Source organism: Pseudomonas sp. Z3-6 (assembly GCF_051131985.1).
Taxonomy (GTDB): Bacteria; Pseudomonadota; Gammaproteobacteria; order Pseudomonadales; family Pseudomonadaceae; genus Aquipseudomonas; species Aquipseudomonas zanjanensis.
Genome location: NZ_CP071644.1, coordinates 1193275 through 1212441, shown reverse-complemented (window position 1 = coordinate 1212441; position 19167 = coordinate 1193275). Strand labels below are relative to the sequence as shown.

General features: G+C 61.2%; 22 protein-coding genes. 14 read left to right on the top strand and 8 right to left on the bottom strand.

Annotated features, from left to right (window positions below; genetic code table 11):
• Positions 1-293: 293 nt before the first annotated feature.
• The 3 genes from J3P88_RS05560 to J3P88_RS05550 all read right to left on the bottom strand — a co-directional run bounded on the left by J3P88_RS05560 (position 294) and on the right by J3P88_RS05550 (position 2574).
• A complete protein-coding gene (locus J3P88_RS05560) occupies positions 294-1196 on the bottom strand; it encodes an alpha/beta fold hydrolase (protein WP_186705056.1) in 903 nt (300 codons plus the stop codon).
• Entirely contained in the window at positions 1196-1978 is a 783-nt protein-coding gene (locus J3P88_RS05555; protein WP_434574381.1) for a class II aldolase/adducin family protein, read from the bottom strand. Before J3P88_RS05555 ends, J3P88_RS05560 begins: the two co-directional genes overlap by 1 nt.
• A 140-nt stretch (positions 1979-2118) precedes the next feature.
• Positions 2119-2574 (bottom strand): flavodoxin, encoded by a 456-nt coding sequence (locus J3P88_RS05550; RefSeq protein ID WP_186705054.1) that lies wholly within the window; start codon positions 2572-2574, stop codon positions 2119-2121.
• A 152-nt stretch (positions 2575-2726) separates the two neighbouring features.
• On the opposite strand from J3P88_RS05550, the gene J3P88_RS05545 reads away from it, so the two are divergent.
• Together J3P88_RS05545 and J3P88_RS05540 are read left to right on the top strand one after the other, a co-directional pair.
• Complete coding sequence (locus J3P88_RS05545) at positions 2727-3200, top strand: PAS domain-containing protein (RefSeq protein ID WP_434576358.1); 474 nt, start codon at positions 2727-2729, stop codon at positions 3198-3200.
• A 54-nt stretch (positions 3201-3254) separates the two neighbouring features.
• Positions 3255-3860, top strand: coding sequence for a hypothetical protein (locus J3P88_RS05540; protein WP_186729776.1), 606 nt, complete (start codon positions 3255-3257; stop codon positions 3858-3860).
• A gap of 4 nt (positions 3861-3864) precedes the next feature.
• Here the strand turns inward: J3P88_RS05540 and J3P88_RS05535 are convergent, their stop codons facing one another.
• Positions 3865-4824, bottom strand: a complete 960-nt coding sequence (locus J3P88_RS05535) for a MerR family transcriptional regulator (protein WP_434574380.1) — start codon at positions 4822-4824, stop codon at positions 3865-3867.
• A gap of 220 nt (positions 4825-5044) precedes the next feature.
• On the opposite strand from J3P88_RS05535, the gene J3P88_RS05530 reads away from it, so the two are divergent.
• The 7 genes from J3P88_RS05530 (at position 5045) to J3P88_RS05500 (ending at position 9756) form a co-directional block, all read left to right on the top strand.
• Complete coding sequence (locus J3P88_RS05530) at positions 5045-5614, top strand: antibiotic biosynthesis monooxygenase (protein WP_434574379.1); 570 nt, start codon at positions 5045-5047, stop codon at positions 5612-5614.
• Between the two features lie 211 nt (positions 5615-5825).
• Positions 5826-6536: a dihydromonapterin reductase gene (gene folM / locus J3P88_RS05525; RefSeq protein WP_434574378.1), complete on the top strand. Its 711-nt coding sequence runs from the start codon at positions 5826-5828 to the stop codon at positions 6534-6536.
• A 20-nt stretch (positions 6537-6556) separates the two neighbouring features.
• Positions 6557-7117 carry a GTP cyclohydrolase I FolE gene (gene folE, locus J3P88_RS05520; protein ID WP_186705049.1) on the top strand — a complete coding sequence of 187 codons (561 nt, stop codon included), beginning with the start codon at positions 6557-6559 and terminating at the stop codon, positions 7115-7117.
• Positions 7118-7489 carry a dihydroneopterin triphosphate 2'-epimerase gene (gene folX, locus J3P88_RS05515; protein ID WP_003178065.1) on the top strand — a complete coding sequence of 124 codons (372 nt, stop codon included), beginning with the start codon at positions 7118-7120 and terminating at the stop codon, positions 7487-7489. It begins immediately after the preceding gene.
• Positions 7490-7576: 87 nt separating this feature from the next.
• A complete protein-coding gene (locus J3P88_RS05510) occupies positions 7577-7873 on the top strand; it encodes a DUF1244 domain-containing protein (RefSeq protein WP_434574377.1) in 297 nt (98 codons plus the stop codon).
• Positions 7866-8204, top strand: coding sequence for a HopJ type III effector protein (locus J3P88_RS05505; RefSeq protein WP_434574376.1), 339 nt, complete (start codon positions 7866-7868; stop codon positions 8202-8204). The genes J3P88_RS05510 and J3P88_RS05505 overlap by 8 nt, the downstream gene beginning before the upstream one ends.
• A 301-nt stretch (positions 8205-8505) precedes the next feature.
• On the top strand, positions 8506-9756 hold the full coding sequence (locus J3P88_RS05500) for a 2-aminoadipate transaminase (RefSeq protein ID WP_434574375.1): 1251 nt from the start codon (positions 8506-8508) through the stop codon (positions 9754-9756).
• Between the two features lie 185 nt (positions 9757-9941).
• Here J3P88_RS05500 and trxB read toward each other — a convergent pair whose 3' ends face one another.
• Positions 9942-10904 (bottom strand): thioredoxin-disulfide reductase, encoded by a 963-nt coding sequence (gene trxB / locus J3P88_RS05495; protein ID WP_186705044.1) that lies wholly within the window; start codon positions 10902-10904, stop codon positions 9942-9944.
• Between the two features lie 311 nt (positions 10905-11215).
• Here trxB and cysZ point away from each other — a divergent pair, with 311 nt between their 5' ends.
• Together cysZ and J3P88_RS05485 are read left to right on the top strand one after the other, a co-directional pair.
• Positions 11216-11971: a sulfate transporter CysZ gene (cysZ, locus tag J3P88_RS05490; protein ID WP_186729782.1), complete on the top strand. Its 756-nt coding sequence runs from the start codon at positions 11216-11218 to the stop codon at positions 11969-11971.
• Between the two features lie 40 nt (positions 11972-12011).
• Positions 12012-13211, top strand: a complete 1200-nt coding sequence (locus J3P88_RS05485; protein ID WP_434574374.1) for a glycosyltransferase family 4 protein — start codon at positions 12012-12014, stop codon at positions 13209-13211.
• A gap of 118 nt (positions 13212-13329) precedes the next feature.
• Here the strand turns inward: J3P88_RS05485 and J3P88_RS05480 are convergent, their stop codons facing one another.
• From J3P88_RS05480 to J3P88_RS05470, 3 genes are all read right to left on the bottom strand, one after another.
• A complete protein-coding gene (locus J3P88_RS05480; protein ID WP_434574373.1) occupies positions 13330-14433 on the bottom strand; it encodes an NADH:flavin oxidoreductase in 1104 nt (367 codons plus the stop codon).
• 260 nt (positions 14434-14693) lie between these two features.
• The gene (locus J3P88_RS05475) at positions 14694-15176 is read right to left on the bottom strand and encodes a glutathione peroxidase (RefSeq protein ID WP_434574372.1); all 483 of its coding nucleotides are present in this window, start codon (positions 15174-15176) and stop codon (positions 14694-14696) included.
• 113 nt (positions 15177-15289) lie between these two features.
• Positions 15290-15775, bottom strand: coding sequence for an FKBP-type peptidyl-prolyl cis-trans isomerase (locus J3P88_RS05470; RefSeq protein WP_018612607.1), 486 nt, complete (start codon positions 15773-15775; stop codon positions 15290-15292).
• Between J3P88_RS05470 and J3P88_RS05465 the strand changes: the two genes are divergently transcribed.
• The 3 genes from J3P88_RS05465 to J3P88_RS05455 are packed head-to-tail and all read left to right on the top strand — an operon-like array spanning position 15744 to position 19144.
• Positions 15744-16082 carry a DUF3565 domain-containing protein gene (locus J3P88_RS05465; protein ID WP_186705040.1) on the top strand — a complete coding sequence of 113 codons (339 nt, stop codon included), beginning with the start codon at positions 15744-15746 and terminating at the stop codon, positions 16080-16082. The genes J3P88_RS05470 and J3P88_RS05465 overlap by 32 nt on opposite strands.
• Positions 16083-16135: 53 nt before the next feature.
• Positions 16136-18235 (top strand): phosphate acetyltransferase, encoded by a 2100-nt coding sequence (pta, locus tag J3P88_RS05460; protein WP_053125134.1) that lies wholly within the window; start codon positions 16136-16138, stop codon positions 18233-18235.
• A complete protein-coding gene (locus J3P88_RS05455; RefSeq protein ID WP_434574371.1) occupies positions 18236-19144 on the top strand; it encodes an acyltransferase in 909 nt (302 codons plus the stop codon).
• The last annotated feature ends 23 nt before the right edge of the window (positions 19145-19167 follow it).

The window sequence follows — 19167 nt, the reverse complement described above, 5'->3', positions numbered from 1 at the left end:
ATTTTGGTGCTCACAAATTCTGTATTCAACCTCGATCTACTGTGGGAGCGGGCTTGCTCGCGAAAGCGGTTTTCCAGTCAGAATGGATGTTGAATGTGCTGACGCCTTCGCGAGCAGGCTCGCTCCCACACGGGACTTTTGTCGCCCACAAATTCTGTATTCAACCTCGATCTACTGTGGGAGCGGGCTTGCTCGCGAAAGCGGTTTTCCAGTCAGAATGGATGTTGAATGTGCTGACGCCTTCGCGAGCAAGCCCGCTCCCACACAGGTTCGCTCCTACAAATGCCAAGTCGTCAGGAACAGGCCATTTGCCTGTGCGGCACGGCGATGGCTTCGCGAAACGCCAGGTAATGCTTGAGCACCTGCACCGGGGCCTCGGTGTGCGGATAGTGGCCGATGTCGGGCAGCAACACCGTGTCCGGGTTGGGGATCAGGGCCTCGTAGCGCGCCACCATGTGCTCACCGGAAATCGGATCAACCGCGCCATCGATCACCCGCAACGGCACTTCGCCGCGTTGCATCGCCTGCACCCAGCGATCACGCTGCACACGGCGCTCGGGAATATAGGCGATGAGTTTGTGCATGATCCGCGGACCGCGATGGGCCTCCACCAGGCTCCAGAAGTCATCCAGTTCGCTTTCGGTAGGGCCGGTCGAGGGCCCGAAAATCTGCCGAAAGCTGCTGGCCAGGCTTTCCCGGCAGAACATTCGCCCCAAGAGCCAGCCCAGGGGACTTAGCAGAACTTTCTGGGCCCATACCGGACGGTGGGTTTCAGGGAACAGACCGCCATTGAGAAAGACACAACTGGCGAGGTGGATGCGCGCGTCGTAGTGCCGCGCGAGCAGCTCCTGGGCCACGCTGTCGCCGTAATCGTGGGCCAGCAGATGCACCGCGCCCTTCACACTCAGGTGCGCCAGCAAGGCCTGTTGCAGATCGGCCTGCTCCAGCAGGCTATAGACGTGATCCGTCGGCTTGGCCGAGTCGCCGAAACCGAGCATGTCACATGCGATCACCCGGTAGCGTTGCGCCAAGGGTTGCCACAGGTAATGCCAATCCCAACTGGCGGTGGGGAAACCGTGGATCAACAGCAGCGGCTCGCCCTGCCCCGCCACCCAATAACGGATGGCATGGCCACGGAACAGGAAGATCTGGCTGCGCTGGCGCCAGATACGCAGGGGGATCTGGGCCAGGGGCATCAGCTGCTATACCCGGTATCGCGTTGATCGAGCTTGCGCAGCAATGCCGGCCAGGCCAACGCACCGCCCATGCCCTGGGCGCTTTTGGTCACGCCGGCGATCATCGCTCGGGCGCCGGCCAGAATCTGCGGCTCGATGGCGATCAATTCGGCCCCGCCGTTCTGGGCCAGGACCTGGATGTCACAGGCCCGTTGAAAGGTAAACATCATCAGGAAGGTATCGGCGATGGTGCCGCCGCATGTCAGCAAGCCATGGTTGTGCAGCATCAGGAAATTGCATTCGCCCAGGTCGGCCTGCAGGCGCGCCTTTTCTTCGTGATTCAAGGCCACCCCTTCGTAGGCGTGATAGGCCAGGCTCGACAGCACGAACAGCGCTTGTTGGCTGATCGGCAACACTCCTTGCTTCTGGGCCGATACCGCAACGCCGGCGGCGGTGTGGGTGTGCAACACACAGGCGACATCATGGCGCACCTCATGCACCGCGCTGTGGATGGTGTAGCCGGCCGGGTTGATGTCGTAGGGGCTGTCCATCAACTTGTTGCCAGCCTGATCGACCTTGACCAGGCTCGAAGCGGTGACTTCATGGAACATCAACCCGAAGGGGTTGATCAGGAAATCCTCGGTGCCGGGGACCTTCGCGGAGATATGGGTGAAGATCAGGTCATCCCAGCCATGCAGCGCGACAAGCCGATAACAGGCGGCCAGGTCCACCCGGGTTTGCCATTCGGCGGCACTGACCTGTTCCTTGATACTGAGTGTCGTTTGGACGGGCGCTACGCTCACGGCTCTGACCTCTGGTTTCTAGTTATAGGAGTCTCGTCATCAAAACGTCTTACGCAAGAAAATCAGTCTAGTCAGGTCTTTCAGAGGCGGTAGTTGCATTGGCAGCCAGCTTACTGGCCAAACGAGTCACCGGATTCGCTTCAGGGGCGCAACTTTTCGATCAATTCGGCAAGCCACGGCTCGGCATCGGTTTCCGGGGTGACGCTTTCGCTGGCATCCAGGCGCAGCATCGGCAACACCTCGCGCACGCCCAGTTCGGCGAACAACTCGCCCATCTGCTCGCCGCCGGCGCAAAAGGTGTCCCCATAGCTGGCGTCACCCAGGCCGATCACCGCGCCAGGCAAGCCGCGAAAGGACCCTGGCAATTGGTCGCGGATGATCGAATACAACGGCATCAAACTGTCTGGCAACTCACCCATGCCGGTCGTGGACGTCACCGCCAGCAAGGCCTCTGGCGCGAACGCCTGCACATCCGTCAACGTCGCGCGAGGGTCGTGCCAGGCGTCGAAGCCCGCGTCGCGAAGCAGTTTGGCGGCGTGCCGGGCGACTTCTTCGGCGGTGCCATACACTGAGCCGGAAAGAATGGCGACTTTCATCGATCTGATCCTGAACCTGAAAAAAGAGCCGGGATAGTAACAGCTGCACCTGCCGGGCTGCGAATGGCTCTCAACGGCAGTGATGGCCAGTGGACAGCCTGTCGATTTCTTTTAAGATGTTGCATCAAGGAATGTTCAAAGGGCGCTTTCCAATGATCAACGCTCAACTGATGCAACTGGTCATCGATGCTTCGAACGACGGGATTGTCATCGCTGAAAAAGAAGGCGAAGACAACATCCTGATCTACGTGAACCCAGCCTTCGAACGATTGACCGGCTATCACCGCGACGAAATCCTCTATCAGGATTGCCGCTTCCTGCAGTCGGGTGATCGGGACCAACCTTCCCTGGAGCCCATTCGCAAGGCCTTGAGAGAGGGAGGTACCTGTCGCGAGGTGTTGCGCAACTACCGCAAGGACGGCACGCCGTTCTGGAATGAATTGTCACTGTCCACGGTGAAAAATTCGGCTGACGGGCACACCTATTTCATTGGTGTGCAAAAAAACGTCACGACTGAGGTCAAGGCTCAACAACGCGTCATCCAGCTGGAAAAGGAGCTGGCCGAAGCCCGGGAAACGATTGCACGGCTAGAAGCGACGAACGGTGCAAACAAAACCACGAATTAATGGTCAGTCACTACAATCACCAGTGAATATGTAAATTATCATTTCGAGCCGACCATGCAGCGCGATGCCCTTCTGACGCAGGATGAACTGGATTTCATCCGGACCATGCAACACAACCCGCAGTTGAATGAGCGGGATGTCACGTCGAGCTTGCTGGTCAACGGTGGGTCGCAGATCCGTGACTTGCTGACGCGCCTGGCAGCGAATGAGCAGGTGACGCTGCAAGCCAATTTCGAAAACCAGCAAATGACCTTTCCGCTGCACCTGGTGGAAGACGAGTTCCATGCGATGCACCTGCGCCTGGGTGTGCCAAGCATCTACGAGGACGGACCGAAGATCCGCCCGTGGCGCCTGGTGCTAGACGAGCCGGTGGCGCTGGAGAATATCAAGGGCCAGCCGGGACCGCTTTGGGTCCATGAAGTGTCCTGCAAGGGTGTATTGCTGGAAAACCGCAGCCGCACCAAGCCACCCAAGCAATTTGCCTTGTGGTTCAGCCCGTCAGGCTACGAGAGGATTTCATTGCGTGGTTCCTTCGAACGGGAAACCGATCGAGGTTTGTTGGCCTATCACTTGAACCAGAACGACCAGGACGAGACCGAACGCCTGCGCCAGTACATCCTGCAGCAACATCGCCTCACCCATCCCACCATGCATCTCTAGTCACTCAGGTGTCGAGGTTGCCTGCCAGAAATTGACGCAGGCGCTGGCGCATCAACGCTCCTTCGTTACCCAGGCAAGCGACTGACGAGCCCGCCAGGCTTTCCTGCGCCAGGTCGGATGCATCACCGGCCAACATCAACGGACAATCCAGGCTCATCGCCAATTTTTCCAGGCGCTTGGGCAATTCCGGGACCGGCGCATGATTGGAAACCAGCACCAATGCCAGCGGCTTGATCTTCTGGCACACCAAGGTCAGCTCGTTGAATGGCAGGCCGATCGACAGCGCCCTGACGCCCACATCCGCCTTGGACAGGAACAGCGCCGTGACCAGCAACTCCAGCTCACGGCATTGGCCAGCGATGGCACAGACCAAGACACGTGGCACTCCACTTTCGCGCTTGAGCAAAAGCCGCTGGACGATGCGCGAACGCAGGAAACCATCGAAAAACACCCACTCACTGATTTGCCCGAACTCCGGCTGGCGACACAGCATTTGTCGCCAAAGCGGCATCAGGATGTCCTGGAAGATGACCGGCACGCTGTAGGTGGAAAAAATTTGCCCATAAACGTGGTCGAGTTCCACATCGTCAAAGTTGGCGACCGCGGCCACCACCTGTTGCTGCCACTGGGCGTAATCGGCCTTGACCAGATCCGATGAAATAAGCGTGGAGACCGGTTGCACCGACTCGGTCTTCGCCAGAATCTTTCCCACTTTGCTTACGGCTACCCCGCGGTCTATCCACGCCAGGATGCCGCGCACTTTTTCGATATCACTCAAAGAGTACAGGCGATGCCCACTTTCGGTGCGAGTGGGTTGGATTAAACCGTAGCGCCGCTCCCATGCGCGCAGGGTAACGGGATTCACGCCGGTCATACGCGCAACTTCGCGAATGGGAAAAAGCTCTTCCCGCCTCAAGGCACCTGATGCCTGGAAGACAAAGCTATCTTCGGTGATCACGCTCATGTTGGCAGGCAATCCGACTGGCAATTTGGATCCCAGTCTACTCCTCCCGAGACGGTCGATGACAAGAACAAAACGCATTTTATGTGCGATTTTGTTGTTTTGTGCGCAATTTGGAATAATCCTTGCGTGTTTTATGGCGACCAGACGCTACCCACCATCCCGGGGCGTCTCCCGCGAATCTCCTACCCGGAGTACTGCGCCTGTCTTACGGAGATACATAATGTCTACCTCACCCGTCACCCTGATGGTGGCCCGCCGCGTCGCCAACGGGCGCTATGAAGATCTGATTGCCTGGTTGCGCGAAGGCGAACAACTGGCCACCGACTTTCCCGGCTACCTGGGTTCCGGCGTGCTCGCGCCACCGCCCCAGGACGATGAATTCCAGATCATCTTTCGGTTTGCAGACGAACAGACCCTGCATGCCTGGGAACACTCCGCCTCACGCACGGCCTGGCTGGGACGGGGCAGTGATCTGTTCGCCCATCCATCCGAACACCGTGTGCGTGGCATCGATGGCTGGTTCGGCGCGGTCGGCCAGCGTCCGCCTCGCTGGAAACAGGCCGTGGCCATCTGGCTCGCGTTCTTTCCCGTATCGCTGTTGTTCAACTTCCTGTTGGGGCCGCTGCTGGGCGAACTGGGACTGCTGAACCGCGTGCTGATCAGCACACTCATCCTGACACCGCTGATGGTTTACCTGTTTATTCCGATGTCGACCCATTTGCTGGCGAACTGGCTCAACGGCGCGCCGCAGCGGGCATTGCCGACCAAGCCTTTCACACAGAATCGATGATGCTGCCAGCCTTGGCAGCGGTCTCTGTGGGAGCGAGCCTGCTCGCGATAGCGGTGTGTCAGGCGATATTTGTGTTGGCTGACCCAGCACATCGCGAGCAGGCTCGCTCCCACAGCGGAATACGGCGATGTATCCGCGGGATTAGCCATCAATAGGTACACACTGCCCGTCGCTGTTATAGTTTTGCTCTTGCCGTGAACCGAGCCGTCCCATGTCCAGCGCCACCGCTCCTATCCTGATCACTGGTGCAGCCCAGCGCGTCGGCCTGCACTGCGCCCGACGCTTGCTGGAGGACGGGCACCCGGTGATCGCGACCTATCGCACCGAGCGCCCGGGCGTGCAGACGTTGCGGGACTTGGGTGCGATCGTGCTGTTCGCCGACTTCGCCAGCGAAACGGGGATTCTTGCCTTTATCGAACAACTCAAGCAGCACACCGACCAACTGCGGGCCATCGTGCACAACGCCTCGGCCTGGATGACCGAGGCGCCTGGCAACGAAGCGACGGCCTTCAGCGCCATGTTCGGCGTGCACATGCTCGCGCCTTACCTGATCAACCTGCATGGCGCCGAACTGCTGCTGCGTTCAACGCCCGCGGATATCGTGCACATCAGCGATGATGTGACCCGCAAGGGCAGCGCCCGGCATATCGCCTATTGCGCCACCAAGGCCGGCCTGGAAAGCCTGACCCTGTCGTTCGCGGCGAAGTTCGCCCCCGCGATCAAGGTCAACGGCATCGCCCCGGCCCTGCTACTGTTCAACCCCGAAGACGACGCGGCTTACCGCGCCAAGGCCCTGGCCAAGTCCGCGCTGGGTATCGAACCTGGCAGCGAAGTGATCTACCAGAGCCTGCGTTATCTGCTGGACAACCCCTATGTCACCGGCACGACCCTGACCGTCAACGGCGGGCGGCACGTCAAATAGCCTTGTTTCGAGGATGCACCATGACGCTATCCCTGCCCCAGCACTACCGCGAGATCCTCATCGGCCTGGGGGAGAACCCCGAGCGCGAGGGTTTGCTCGATACCCCGGTGCGTGCCGCCAAGGCCATGCAGTACCTTTGCCATGGCTATGAACAAAGCGTCGAGCAAATCGTCAACGGCGCGCTGTTCGCCTCTGACAGCGATGAAATGGTGATCGTCGCCGACATCGAACTCTATTCACTCTGCGAACATCACCTGTTGCCCTTCATCGGCAAGGCCCATGTGGCTTATATTCCTACCGGCAAGGTCTTGGGGCTGTCAAAGATCGCCCGGTTGGTGGACATGTTCGCCCGCCGCCTGCAAATCCAGGAGAACCTGACCCGGCAAATCGCCGACGCGGTGCAGCAGGTCACCCAGGCCGCCGGCGTGGCGGTGGTGATCGAGGCCCAGCACATGTGCATGATGATGCGCGGTGTCGAAAAACAGAACTCGACCATGAACACCTCGGTGATGCTCGGCGCCTTTCGCGATTCCAGCACCACGCGCCAGGAGTTCCTGCAATTGATTCGACGGAGCAAGTAAATGCCACAACTTCAGCCAGCCATGGCACGTATCAAGGTCAAGGACCTGCGCCTGCGCACCTTCATCGGCATCAACGAGGATGAAATCCTCAACAAGCAGGATGTGTTGATCAACCTGACCATCCTCTACGCTGCCCAAGAAGCGGTGCGCGACAACGACATCGACCACGCGCTGAACTACCGCACCATCACCAAGGCGATCATTGCCCACGTGGAAGGCAACCGCTTCGCCCTGCTCGAACGCCTGACCCAGGAACTGCTCGACCTGGTCATGGCCAATGAGTCGGTGCTGTACGCCGAAGTCGAAGTGGACAAGCCGCACGCCTTGCGCTTCGCCGAGTCCGTATCGATCACGTTAGCTGCAAGCCGTTAGCCACAAGCCGCAAGTAAAGGCGATCCGGCTTTTGACTTGCAGCTTGAAGCTTGAAGCTGTCCTTTTCCTCCATTCGCAGTGAATCCTATGTCCCCTCAACAACGCCTCGAACTCGAAGCCGCCGCTTTCCGTCGGCTGGTTGCCCACCTGGACAGCCGCAAGGATGTGCAGAACATCGACCTGATGAACCTCGCCGGCTTCTGCCGCAACTGCCTGTCCAAGTGGTACAAGGCCGCCGCCGATGAGCGCCAGGTCGAGGTCAGCCTCGACGACGCCCGCGAAGCGGTCTACGGCATGCCGTACGCCGAGTGGAAAGCTCTCTACCAGAAAGAAGCCAGCGCCGAACAACAGGCGGCGTTCGCCAAAGGAAAACCCGATGCTTGATCTTGCGACCCTGCGTGCCCACCTCAAGAGTGGCGAACATGCCTTCGCCGACACCCTGGCCTTCATCGCCGCCGGTTACGACTACCAGCCCCAGGCTTTCAACAACGGCGGCGTGCAAAACGCCGCCGGGCAGAACGAAGGTTCGTGCAAGACCCTGGGCCTGGCGCTGCTCGAAGGCTTGAGCGATGAAGAAGCGCTGCTGGCGTTTGGCGAACATTACCGCTCGGTGCTGTCCACGCCCGAAGGCAGCGATCACGGTAATATCCGCGCGTTGATGGCCCATGGCCTGGCGGGCGTGACGTTTGAGGCGCAGCCGCTGCAGCGGCGTTGATCCGAGCCCCGCTCTGTAGCCAGGTCCGCTTTTGTGGCGAGGGAGCTTGCTCCCGCTGGGCTGCGCAGCAGCCCCAAACAATCAAACTCAATTTGCCTGACACTCCGAGTTGCCAGGTTTCGGGGCCGCTTCGCGCCCCAGCGGGAGCAAGCTCCCTCGCCACGGGCTGCACATCTCAAGTAAGCGGCGCCTCACCACATCCCGACTTTTAAGATTGACCCGGCAACTTTATTTCGTTTGCCGGGCCCCTCTGCTCGCGGCTTAGATAACGGAAATTTCTCCTTCGTCCGGGCCGTCCTCCATGAGCAGCGAAACCATCAGCCAATCGATCTCTATCGTGCATCCCGTCAGCCTCAGCCACGGCAAGAATGCCGAGGTCTGGGACACCGACGGCAGACGCTACATCGATTTCGTCGGCGGCATCGGTGTATTGAACCTGGGCCATTGCCATCCGCGCATCGTCGAGGCGATCCGCGAACAGGCCACCCGGCTGACTCACTACGCCTTCAACGCCGCGCCTCACGCGCCCTACATTGAGTTGATGGAACGCCTGGCGGCGTTCATCCCGCTGGGCTACCCCGTCAGCGGCATGCTCACCAACAGCGGCGCCGAAGCGGCGGAGAATGCCTTGAAGATCGTGCGCGGCGCCACGGGCCGCACCGCCGTGATCGCGTTTGACGGCGCCTTTCACGGCCGCACCCTGGCGACCCTCAACCTCAACGGCAAGGTCGCGCCCTCCAAACAGAAAGTTGGCGTACTGCCCGGGCCGGTGTATCACCTGCCGTACCCCAGCCAGGACAACGGCATTACCTGCGATGAGGCTTTGAAGGCCATGGAGCGGCTGTTCAGCGTCGAGATCGACGTGAATGACGTGGCCTGCTTCATTGTCGAGCCGGTGCAGGGCGAAGCCGGTTTCCTGGCGATGGATGTGCCTTTCGCCCAGGCCCTGCGGCAGTTCTGCGACGACAAGGGCATTGTGCTGATCGTCGATGAAATCCAGTCCGGCTTCGGCCGCACCGGCCAGCGCTTTGCCTTCCCCCGGTTGGGCATCGAGCCAGACCTGGTGCTGCTGGGCAAAAGCATTGCCGGTGGCGTGCCCCTGGGAGCAGTGGTGGGACGCAAGGCGCTGCTGGACAACCTGCCCAAGGGCGGCTTGGGCGGCACCTACTCGGGCAACCCCATTGCCTGCGCCGCCGCACTGGCGACCCTGGACGAAATGACCGACGCCAACCTGAACGCCTGGGGTGCACAACAGGAAGAGGCGATCGTCAGCCGCTACGAATCCTGGCGCCGTCGCGGGCTGAGCCCTTACCTGGGCCGCCTGACCGGTGTCGGCGCGATGCGCGGCATCGAACTGAGCCACGCCGATGGCACTCCGGCCTCGGCACAACTGACGCAACTGCTGGCCTTGGCACGGGAAGCGGGCCTGCTGCTGATGCCCAGCGGCAAATCACGGCACATCATCCGGCTGCTGGCGCCGTTGACGACCGAACCGGCGGTGCTGGAAGAGGGTTTGGATATTTTGGAGGCGTGCCTGGCGAAGCTGGCCTGACAATCGATCTTCTGACCAAACAGAGGACTTGTGGGAGCGGGCTTGCTCGCGAAGGCGGTGTGTCAGTTAGCATCGATGTCGACTGGAACACCGCCTTCGCGAGCAAGCCCGCTCCCACAGGGTCCACCGGCAGATATCCAGGCACAAAAAAACCGGCCGAAGCCGGTTTTTTTGTACCCGATGAATCAGAACGAAGCGTTCTGCAGGCCATCCAGGTAACGCTCGGTGTCCAGGGCTGCCATGCAACCGGCACCGGCCGAGGTGATCGCCTGGCGGTAGACGTGGTCGGCCACGTCGCCGGCCGCGAAGATACCTTCGACGCTGGTGGCGGTGGCGTTGCCATCGCGGCCGCCCTTGACTACCAGGTAGCCGTCCTTGAGTTCCAGCTGACCTTCGAACAACGAGGTGTTCGGGGTGTGGCCGATGGCGATGAAGACGCCGTCCACTGTGATCTCGTCAAAGCTGCCGTCATTATTCTTCAGGCGGGCACCGGTCACGCCCATGTTGTCGCCCAGCACTTCGTCCAGGGTCGCGTTGAGCTTGAGGATGATCTTGCCTTCGGCAACGCGGGCGTTGAGCTTGTCGATCAGGATCTTCTCGGCGCGGAAGGTTTCGCGACGGTGGATCAAGGTGACCGTGCTGGCGATGTTGGCCAGGTACAGGGCTTCCTCGACGGCGGTATTGCCGCCACCGACCACAGCCACTGGCTTGTTGCGGTAGAAGAAGCCGTCGCAGGTGGCGCAGGCCGAAACACCTTTGCCCATGAACGTTTCTTCCGACGGCAGGCCCAGGTAACGAGCGCTGGCGCCGGTGGCGATGATCAGGGCATCACATGTGTAGGTCGCGCTGTCGCCGGTCAAGGTGTACGGCTTGGCGGCGAAATCCACGGCATTGATGTGATCGAAGACGATCTCGGTCTCGAAGCGCTCGGCGTGTTCCTTCATGCGCTCCATCAGGGCCGGGCCGGTCAGGCCGTGGACGTCGCCCGGCCAGTTGTCGACTTCGGTGGTGGTGGTCAATTGACCGCCAGCCTGCATGCCGGTGATCAGCAGCGGCTTGAGGTTGGCACGGGCGGCATAGACCGCAGCGCTGTAACCGGCAGGGCCGGAACCAAGGATAATCACTCGCGAATGACGCACTTCAGACATGACCTGCTCCTGTTGACCGGACCTTGCGGGCCGGAACGCCGGGTGAGCGGCGCGAATAAAAAAGGACCGTTGATGCACTTGGGGAAGGCTTGGGTTCGACAGTCCTGGAAAAGAATGGGTGCAGCGTATCGAGGGAGCGAAGATTAAGGAAATACGGTTTAACAATCCAGCTCATAGGTGAGCTCTATCCCCGGCGGTCCTTTTAATAGGCGCCTTCGCCTCAAGAAACGTTGTTACACGCCATGTCGCCGCTTTCCCGGGCGGGGCAAAGCCGGTAAGGTCGGCGCGTTCATCTTCGCTCGGAGCCACCTATGCCCGCCCCCGTCCTGTCCGGCCCGCAATATCTGCGAGAAGGCCTCAAGCTGGTCTTGAGCCCGGGCCTGCGCCTGTTCGTCCTCTTGCCCCTGGCGATCAACCTGGTGCTGTTCGTCGGATTGATCTACCTGGCCGGCCATCAGTTCAGCCTGTGGGTCGATACGCTGATGCCGTCGCTGCCGGAATGGTTGAGTTTCCTCAGCTATGTTCTCTGGCCATTGTTCGTGGTGCTCGTCGTGCTGATGGTGTTCTTCACCTTCACCATGCTCGCCAACATCATCGCGGCGCCGTTCAACGGTTTTCTCGCGGAAAAGGTCGAGGTGGTCATCCGTGGCACCGACGATTTCCCGGCCTTCAGCTGGGCCGAGTTGATCGCCATGATCCCCCGGACCCTCAGCCGGGAAGCCCGCAAGCTGGGTTATTTCCTGCCCCGCGCCCTGGGGCTGTTCGTGCTGTCGTTCATCCCCGTGGTCAATCTGGTGGCGGCGCCACTGTGGCTGCTGTTCGGCGTGTGGATGATGGCGATCCAGTACATCGACTACCCGGCAGACAACCATAAGTTGGGCTGGAACGAAATGCTCGCCTGGCTGCGGGAAAAACGCTGGCAGAGCCTGGGCTTTGGCGGCAGCGTCTACCTGGTGCTACTGATCCCGGTGGTGAACATCCTGATGATGCCGGCGGCGGTGGCCGGGGCGACGTTGTTCTGGGTGCGCGAGCAAGGCGCCGAGACCGCGTTGGCCCGGCAAGGCTGAGCCGGTCACAAATCCATCATCCAGGCGTCACAATGGCGAAATGGCTCCGGTCGACACTGGGGTCATGACCACACCCCTGCACATTACCCTGATCACCGAAACCTTCCCGCCGGAAATCAACGGCGTGGCCAATACCTTGGGCCGCCTGTACGACGGCTTGCGCGCCCGCGGGCATCAGGTCGAGCTGATACGACCTCGCCAGGCCGACGACCCGCGCCAGGCCAGTGACGACCAACTGCTGCTGTGCCGGGGCTGGCCGCTGCCGGGTTATCCGGGCTTGCAATGGGGCCAGGCGTCGATGCACAAACTGCTCCGGCGCTGGAAACGCCATCGTCCGGACGTGCTGTACATCGCCACGGAAGGGCCGCTGGGTTTGTCGGCGCTGCGGGCGGCGCGTCGCCTGGGCATCTCGGTGGTCAGTGGTTTCCACACCAATTTCCAGCAATACACCCAACAGTACGGCCTCGGGCTGTTGAGTCGCGGGCTCACCCATTACCTGCGCTGGTTTCACAACCGCTCCAGCCTGACCCTGGTGCCCAGTCTCAGCCAACGCCTGGAATTGGAGCGACGCCATTTCGAGCGGGTGGCGTTGTTGTCCCGCGGCGTCGACAGCCAACTGTTCCATCCAATCAAGCGCTCGGCGAGCCTGCGCGAAGCGTGGGGCCTGGGCGATGACGACATCGCCGTGATCCATGTCGGACGCTTGGCACCGGAGAAGAACCTCGGGCTGCTCAAGCGCAGTTTCGACACGCTGTGCAGCGCTTTCCCGGGGCGCCGGATGAAACTGGTGGTGGTCGGCGACGGCCCGCAGCGGTCCGCGTTGGAGCAGGCATTGCCCGAGGCGATCTTTTGCGGCTCGCAACGCGGCGAGGCGCTGGCCAGCCACTATGCGTCCGGGGATGTGTTTGTCTTTCCGAGCCTGACCGAAACCTTCGGCAATGTGGTGCTGGAGGCGCTGGCGTCCGGGCTGGGGGTGGTGGCCTACGACCAGGCCGCCGCGGCGCAACATATTCGCCACGGCTACAACGGCGTGCTGGCGATGCCGGGGGATGAAGAGGCGTTCTGCGATGCCGCCCGTTGGCTGCTGGAAGAGCGCGAGACCTTGCGTTGCGTGCGACTCAATGCGCGCCAGCATGCCAGTCGCCAGGGATGGGCGTCGGTGATCGAGCAATTTGAAGCGCAGTTGCGAGGGGTTTGTCAGGTTGAATCGTCGCTGCCCCAGGCCGTGTCGCAGCGCTGAAAAGCATCGCGGGCAAGCCTTGCTCCCACATTAGTTTCCCGTGAACACATCATGCGTGAACGACTGACAACTCTGTGGGAGCAAGGCTTGCCCGCGATGAGGCCCTGCAAGGGGCCGCTTAAACCAAGGTCATCAACGCCTCGCGACTGAACGGCAAGATCTCCTGCTCCCGCCCTTCACGGACTTTTTGCGCCCAGTCCGGATCCACCAGCAGCGCACGTCCCACCGCCACCAGGTCGAACTCATCGTTGTTCAAGCGCTCCAGCAGCTTTTCCAGGCTGGCCGGTTGCGCGACTTTGTCGGTATTGACCATGAACTGCAGGAACTCGCCATCCAGGCCGACGCTGCCGACGGTGATGGTGGGCTTGCCGGTGAGCTTGCGGGTCCAGCCGGCCAGGTTCAGCTCGGAGCCTTCGAATTCCGGCTCCCAGAAACGTCGCGTCGAACAGTGGAAAATATCCACGCCCGCTTCGGACAAGGGCTTGAGGAATTCGCCCAAGGCTTCAGGTGTCTGCACCAGGCGCGCGGTGTAATCCTGCTGTTTCCATTGGGAGAAGCGGAAAATGATCGGGAAGCCCTCTCCCACCGCCGCGCGCACGGCACGGATCAATTCGATCGCAAAGCGCGAGCGGTTGGCCAGGCTGCCGCCGTAGCCGTCGGTGCGCTGGTTGCTGCCTTCCCAGAAGAACTGGTCCACCAGGTAGCCGTGGGCACCGTGGATTTCCACCCCGTCCATGCCGATGCCCTGGGCGTCCTTTGCCGCTTGGGCGAAGGCCACGATGACATCGTCGATGTCCGCCTGGGTCATGCCGTGGACCACCACCTGGCCATCCTTGAGCTTTTCGGTCGGACCGTAACCCGGCACGCTGGCGTCCGGCTCGGTGCCGATGCGGCGCACACTGCCCACGTGCCACAACTGTGGAACGATCTTGCCGCCTTCGGCATGCACCGCATCGACCACCTGTTTCCAGCCGGCCAACGCTGCATCGCCGTAGAAATGCGGCACGTTCGGGTAGCCGTTGGAGGCCTTGTGCCCGACCGTCGTGCCCTCGGTGATGATCAGGCCGACCCCGGCCGCCGCGCGACGACGGTAGTACTCGATCACCTTGGTGTTTGGTACGCCGCCCGGCGAAAAGGAACGGGTCATCGGCGCCATCACCACCCGGGTCGGCAACTCAAACGCGCCGAGGTGGAAGGGTTTGAACAGGGCTTTTACAGGCATGGGGCACTCCACGGGACGAAGTCACAGGTCGGATATGACGACGATAATATGGAGCATGAGAAGTGCTGGGTAGCACTATTGATTTGAATGATCAAGGTTCAAAAGGGAGCGCTGAGTATCACAGCCTCAAGCACATCCCCTGTGGCGAGGGAGCTTGCTCCCGCTCGGTTGCGCAGCGACCGCAAAAAAGCCAGGGCCGCTTCGCAGCCCAGCGGGAGCAAGCTCCCTCGCCACAAAGGGACCGCCATACATTTTTGGGATCAAGCCAGCGCTTTTTCGATCGCCTTGATCACAGCAGGATCATCCGGCTCCGTGCGCGGTGAGAAACGCGCCAGCACCCGGCCGTCCTTGCCCAACAGGAATTTTTCGAAGTTCCAGGTGATGTCCCCGGGAAACTCGGCCCCCTCGCCCGCCAGCAGGCGGTACAACTGATGACGATCATGACCATTCACGTCCAGCTTGCTGGACAGCGGGAACGTCACGCCATAGTTGAGGCTGCAGAACTCCTGGATTTCCTGCTCGGTCCCCGGCTCTTGCCCGGCGAACTGATTGCAGGGCAGGCCCAGCACGCTGAAGCCCTTGTCCTTGTATTGCTGATAGAGATTTTCCAGCGCCGCGTACTGAGGCGTAAGGCCACATTTGGAGGCGACGTTGACCACCAGCACGACTTGCCCCTTGAAAGGCGCCAGAGGAAACTCCTGACCATCCAGGGCTTTCAATTTAAGGTCGTGGAAAGCACTCATGACGAACTCCAGGTTTGCGGATCTTTGCGAAACAGCCATGGGTGATGCTAACAGCAGCGACTAAAAAGGCGCCATAGGGCGCCTCTCCAGTCAACTTGAGCGTAGCGCAGAAATCAATGGTGATGGCCGCCTTCACCATGGACGTGACCATGGGCGATTTCTTCCTGGCTGGCGTCACGGATGTCAACGATCTTGACTTGGAAGTTCAAGCGCTGACCGGCCAACGGGTGGTTGCCGTCAACGGTGACGTCGTCGCCTTCCAGATCGCGGATGGTGACGATCTGCATCTGGCCATCGGGCGCCGAAGCATGGAACTGCATGCCCACTTCCAGTTCATCCACGCCTTCGAACATGCTACGGCTCAAGGTGCTGACCAGTTCAGCGGAATATTCGCCATAGGCGTCTTCCGGCTCAACGGCCACTTTCAGTTCGTCACCGACGGCTTTGCCTTCCAGGGCCTTCTCCAGGCCTGGAATGATATTACCCGCGCCTTGCAGGTAGACCAGCGGAGCGCCGCCGGCAGAGCTGTCGATGACCTCACCAGCGTCGTTGGTCAGGGTATAGTCGATGGAGACAGCCTTATTGGCGGCGATCAGCATGGGGCGAGACCTTTTGCATAAGAATGAAGAACGGACAAGTCTAAACAAGGATTTGCCCGAAAGCGAACGGAACCCGGACAAACGGGCTAGCTCGAACAGACCGACGGTCACCGGTTTCCATCAGGACGATGACGGACACTGGGTGGCCGAGCTGTCCTGTGGCCACACCCAGCATCTGCGTCACCAACCGCCGTGGCAGTCTCGGGCCTGGGTGCTGGACCCTGCGCAACGTATTGGAAAAATAGGCCAGCCCTTTGATTGCGGCTGGTGCGCTCAAGGCCCGGTTAGCGATAACCTTGGCGACTGAATCGTGGGTAGACGACCAGTCATAGGTCGCGCCATTCCCCTTAGAGAATTCGCATGCAAACTTTTTTTATCGCGCCCACCGATTTTGGGGTGGGTCTGACCTCCATCAGCCTCGGGCTGGTGCGTACCCTTGAACGGGCCGGGCTGAAAGTCGGCTTTTTCAAACCCATTGCCCAGCCGCATCCCGGCGACACCGGGCCGGAGCGCTCCACCGAGCTGGTGGCCCGCACCCATGGTCTCAAGCCTCCGCAACCCCTGGGCCTGGCTCATGTGGAGCGCATGCTCGGCGATGGCCAGCTCGATGAGCTGCTGGAAGAAATCATCACCCTTTACCAGCAAGCAGCCATTGGCAAGGACGTGCTGGTCGTCGAGGGCATGGTCCCGACCCGCAACGCCAGCTATGCCGCCCGGGTCAACCTGCACCTGGCCAAGAGCCTCGACGCCGAGGTCATCCTGGTGTCGGCACCGGAAAACGAAGTGCTGACCGAGCTTTCCGGGCGGGTGGAGTTGCAAGCGCAGTTGTTCGGCGGGCCGAAGGACCCGAAAGTCCTCGGGGTGATCCTGAACAAGGTCCGCACCGACGAAAGCATGGAAGCGTTTTCCGCACGGCTCAAGGAGCACTCGCCCCTGTTGCGCAGCGGCGATTTCCGCCTGCTCGGGTGCCTGCCGTTTCGCCCCGAACTCAATGCCCCGCGCACCCGCGACGTGGCCGACCTGATGGGCGCGCAGGTGCTCAATGCCGGCGACTACGAAACCCGGCGCATGAGCAACATCATCATTTGCGCCCGCACCATGCGCAACACCGTGGAACTGCTCAAGCCCGGCGTGCTGGTGGTGACGCCTGGCGATCGCGACGACATCATCCTTGCCGTGAGCCTGGCGGCGATCAACGGCGTGCCACTGGCCGGCCTGTTGCTGACCAGCGACACACTGCCCGACCCACGCATCATGGACCTGTGCCGCGGCGCCTTGCAGGCAGGGTTGCCGGTGTTGTCGGTGAGCACCGGCTCCTACGACACCGCCAACCTGCTCAACGGCCTGAACAAGGAAATTCCCATCGATGACCGCGAACGTGCGGAGATCATCACCGATTTTGTCGCCAGCCACCTGGACGCCAAATGGTTGCACCAGCGCTGCGGCACGCCGCGGGAAATGCGCCTGTCGCCGGCGGTGTTCCGCTATCAGTTGATCCAGCGCGCCCAGGCCGCCAACAAACGCATCGTCCTGCCCGAAGGCAGCGAACCGCTGACCGTCCAGGCCGCCGCCATTTGCCAGGCCCGGGGCATTGCCCGTTGCGTGTTGCTGGCCAAGCCGGCCGACGTCGAGGCGGTGGCCCGCGCCCAAGGCATCGAACTGCCGCCAGGGCTGGAGATTCTCGATCCGGACTCGATCCGCGAGCGCTACGTGGAGCCGATGGTGCGGTTGCGCAAGAGCAAGAGCCTGAACGCGCCGATGGCCGAGCAGCAACTGGAAGACACCGTGGTCATCGGCACCATGATGCTGGCCCTGGATGAAGTGGACGGACTGGTCTCCGGGGTCATCCACTCCACCGCCAACACCATCCGCCCAGCCTTGCAACTGATCAAGACCGCGCCAGGCTGCTCGCTGGTGTCCTCAGTGTTTTTCATGCTGTTTCCCGAAGAAGTGCTGGTCTACGGCGACTGCGTGATGAACCCGCACCCCAGCGCTGCGGAGCTGGCGGAAATCGCCCTGCAAAGCGCCGACTCGGCCGCCGCGTTCGGCATCACCCCACGGGTGGCGATGCTCAGCTATTCCAGCGGCGAGTCGGCCAGTGGCGAAGAAGTGGAAAAAGTCCGCGAAGCCACCCTGCTGGCCCACGAAGCCCAGCACGGCTTGCTGATCGACGGCCCGCTGCAATACGACGCCGCCGCCAACGAAACCGTGGCCCGGCAACTGGCGCCCAACAGCCAAGTGGCCGGCCGGGCGACGGTGTTCATCTTCCCGGACCTCAACACCGGCAACACCACCCACAAGGCCGTGCAGCGCAGCGCCGATTGCGTCAGCCTCGGGCCGATGCTGCAAGGCTTGCGCAAACCGGTGAATGACTTGCCCCGTGGCGCCCAGGTCGACGACATCGTGTACACCATCGCCCTGACTGCGATCCAAGCCGCCAACCGACCTTTGGATATTTAAATGCTGGACTTCCTGCCTGCTCCCTTACGCGGCGTCATTGCTTCGCTGCTGTTGGCCCTGAACACCATCGCCTGCTGCACACCGCTGTTCATCGTGGCGATCTTCAAGCTGTTGCTGCCCTTCCCCGCCGCCCAGCGCTTCACCGACTGGCTGATGAGCCACATCCATGAAGCCTGGATCAGCAACAACAAGGCCTGGATGAACCTGGTGCGGCAAACCCGCTGGCACTTCAGCGGCTTGGAGGGCCTGGATTACCAGCACTCGTACCTGATCACCAGCAACCACCAGAGCTGGGTCGACATCATGGTGTTGCAGTACGTGCTGAACCGGCGCATCCGGCCGTTGAAGTTTTTCCTCAAGCAAGAGCTGATCTGGGTGCCGGTGATCGGCCTGGCCTGGTGGGCCCTGGGTTTCCCCTTCATGAAGCGCTACTCCAAGGCTTACCTGGAAAAGCATCCGGAAAAGAAAGGCAAGGACCTGGAAACCACCCGCAAGACCTGCGCGAAGTTTCGCGACAACCCCGTGGGCATCTTCAACTTCGTCGAAGGCACGCGCTTTACCGAAGGCAAGCACGCCCAGCAGCAGTCACCGTTTCGCTACCTGCTCAAGCCCAAGGCCGGTGGCATCGCGTTTGTGCTCGATGCCATGGGCGAACAATTGGAGTCGATCATTAACGTGACCATCCATTACCCGGGCGGACGTCCTGGGTATTGGGATTTGCTCTGCGGCAACGTTGGCGAGGTCGTGGTGCATTGCCAGGAGCTGACGATCCCGCCGCAGTTCATTGGTAAAAGCTACGACCAGGACGGTGCCTATCGCCTGGAGTTCCAGGGCTGGATCAACCAGTTGTGGCAGGACAAGGATGCGTTGCTTGCGCAGATGCATCGGGAGTATCCCAGCCAGCACTGATCCCCTTGTGGGAGCCGGCTTTG

Bases quoted from the DNA above. Each gene is read 5' to 3' on its own strand.
- J3P88_RS05465 (WP_186705040.1), top strand. From the start codon at position 15,744: ATGGAGACAGCCTTATTGGCGGCGATCAGCATGGGGCGAGACCTTTTG.
- J3P88_RS05550 (WP_186705054.1), bottom strand. From the start codon at position 2,574: ATGAAAGTCGCCATTCTTTCCGGCTCAGTGTATGGCACCGCCGAAGAA.
- J3P88_RS05530 (WP_434574379.1), top strand. From the start codon at position 5,045: ATGTCTACCTCACCCGTCACCCTGATGGTGGCCCGCCGCGTCGCCAAC.
- pta (WP_053125134.1), top strand. From the start codon at position 16,136: ATGCAAACTTTTTTTATCGCGCCCACCGATTTTGGGGTGGGTCTGACC.
- J3P88_RS05470 (WP_018612607.1), bottom strand. From the start codon at position 15,775: ATGCTGATCGCCGCCAATAAGGCTGTCTCCATCGACTATACCCTGACC.
- J3P88_RS05545 (WP_434576358.1), top strand. From the start codon at position 2,727: ATGATCAACGCTCAACTGATGCAACTGGTCATCGATGCTTCGAACGAC.
- J3P88_RS05500 (WP_434574375.1), top strand. From the start codon at position 8,506: ATGAGCAGCGAAACCATCAGCCAATCGATCTCTATCGTGCATCCCGTC.
- J3P88_RS05480 (WP_434574373.1), bottom strand. From the start codon at position 14,433: ATGCCTGTAAAAGCCCTGTTCAAACCCTTCCACCTCGGCGCGTTTGAG.
- folM (WP_434574378.1), top strand. From the start codon at position 5,826: ATGTCCAGCGCCACCGCTCCTATCCTGATCACTGGTGCAGCCCAGCGC.
- J3P88_RS05510 (WP_434574377.1), top strand. From the start codon at position 7,577: ATGTCCCCTCAACAACGCCTCGAACTCGAAGCCGCCGCTTTCCGTCGG.
- J3P88_RS05455 (WP_434574371.1), top strand. From the start codon at position 18,236: ATGCTGGACTTCCTGCCTGCTCCCTTACGCGGCGTCATTGCTTCGCTG.
- trxB (WP_186705044.1), bottom strand. From the start codon at position 10,904: ATGTCTGAAGTGCGTCATTCGCGAGTGATTATCCTTGGTTCCGGCCCT.
- folX (WP_003178065.1), top strand. From the start codon at position 7,118: ATGCCACAACTTCAGCCAGCCATGGCACGTATCAAGGTCAAGGACCTG.
- J3P88_RS05475 (WP_434574372.1), bottom strand. From the start codon at position 15,176: ATGAGTGCTTTCCACGACCTTAAATTGAAAGCCCTGGATGGTCAGGAG.
- folE (WP_186705049.1), top strand. From the start codon at position 6,557: ATGACGCTATCCCTGCCCCAGCACTACCGCGAGATCCTCATCGGCCTG.
- J3P88_RS05540 (WP_186729776.1), top strand. From the start codon at position 3,255: ATGCAGCGCGATGCCCTTCTGACGCAGGATGAACTGGATTTCATCCGG.
- cysZ (WP_186729782.1), top strand. From the start codon at position 11,216: ATGCCCGCCCCCGTCCTGTCCGGCCCGCAATATCTGCGAGAAGGCCTC.
- J3P88_RS05535 (WP_434574380.1), bottom strand. From the start codon at position 4,824: ATGAGCGTGATCACCGAAGATAGCTTTGTCTTCCAGGCATCAGGTGCC.
- J3P88_RS05560 (WP_186705056.1), bottom strand. From the start codon at position 1,196: ATGCCCCTGGCCCAGATCCCCCTGCGTATCTGGCGCCAGCGCAGCCAG.
- J3P88_RS05505 (WP_434574376.1), top strand. From the start codon at position 7,866: ATGCTTGATCTTGCGACCCTGCGTGCCCACCTCAAGAGTGGCGAACAT.
- J3P88_RS05485 (WP_434574374.1), top strand. From the start codon at position 12,012: ATGGCTCCGGTCGACACTGGGGTCATGACCACACCCCTGCACATTACC.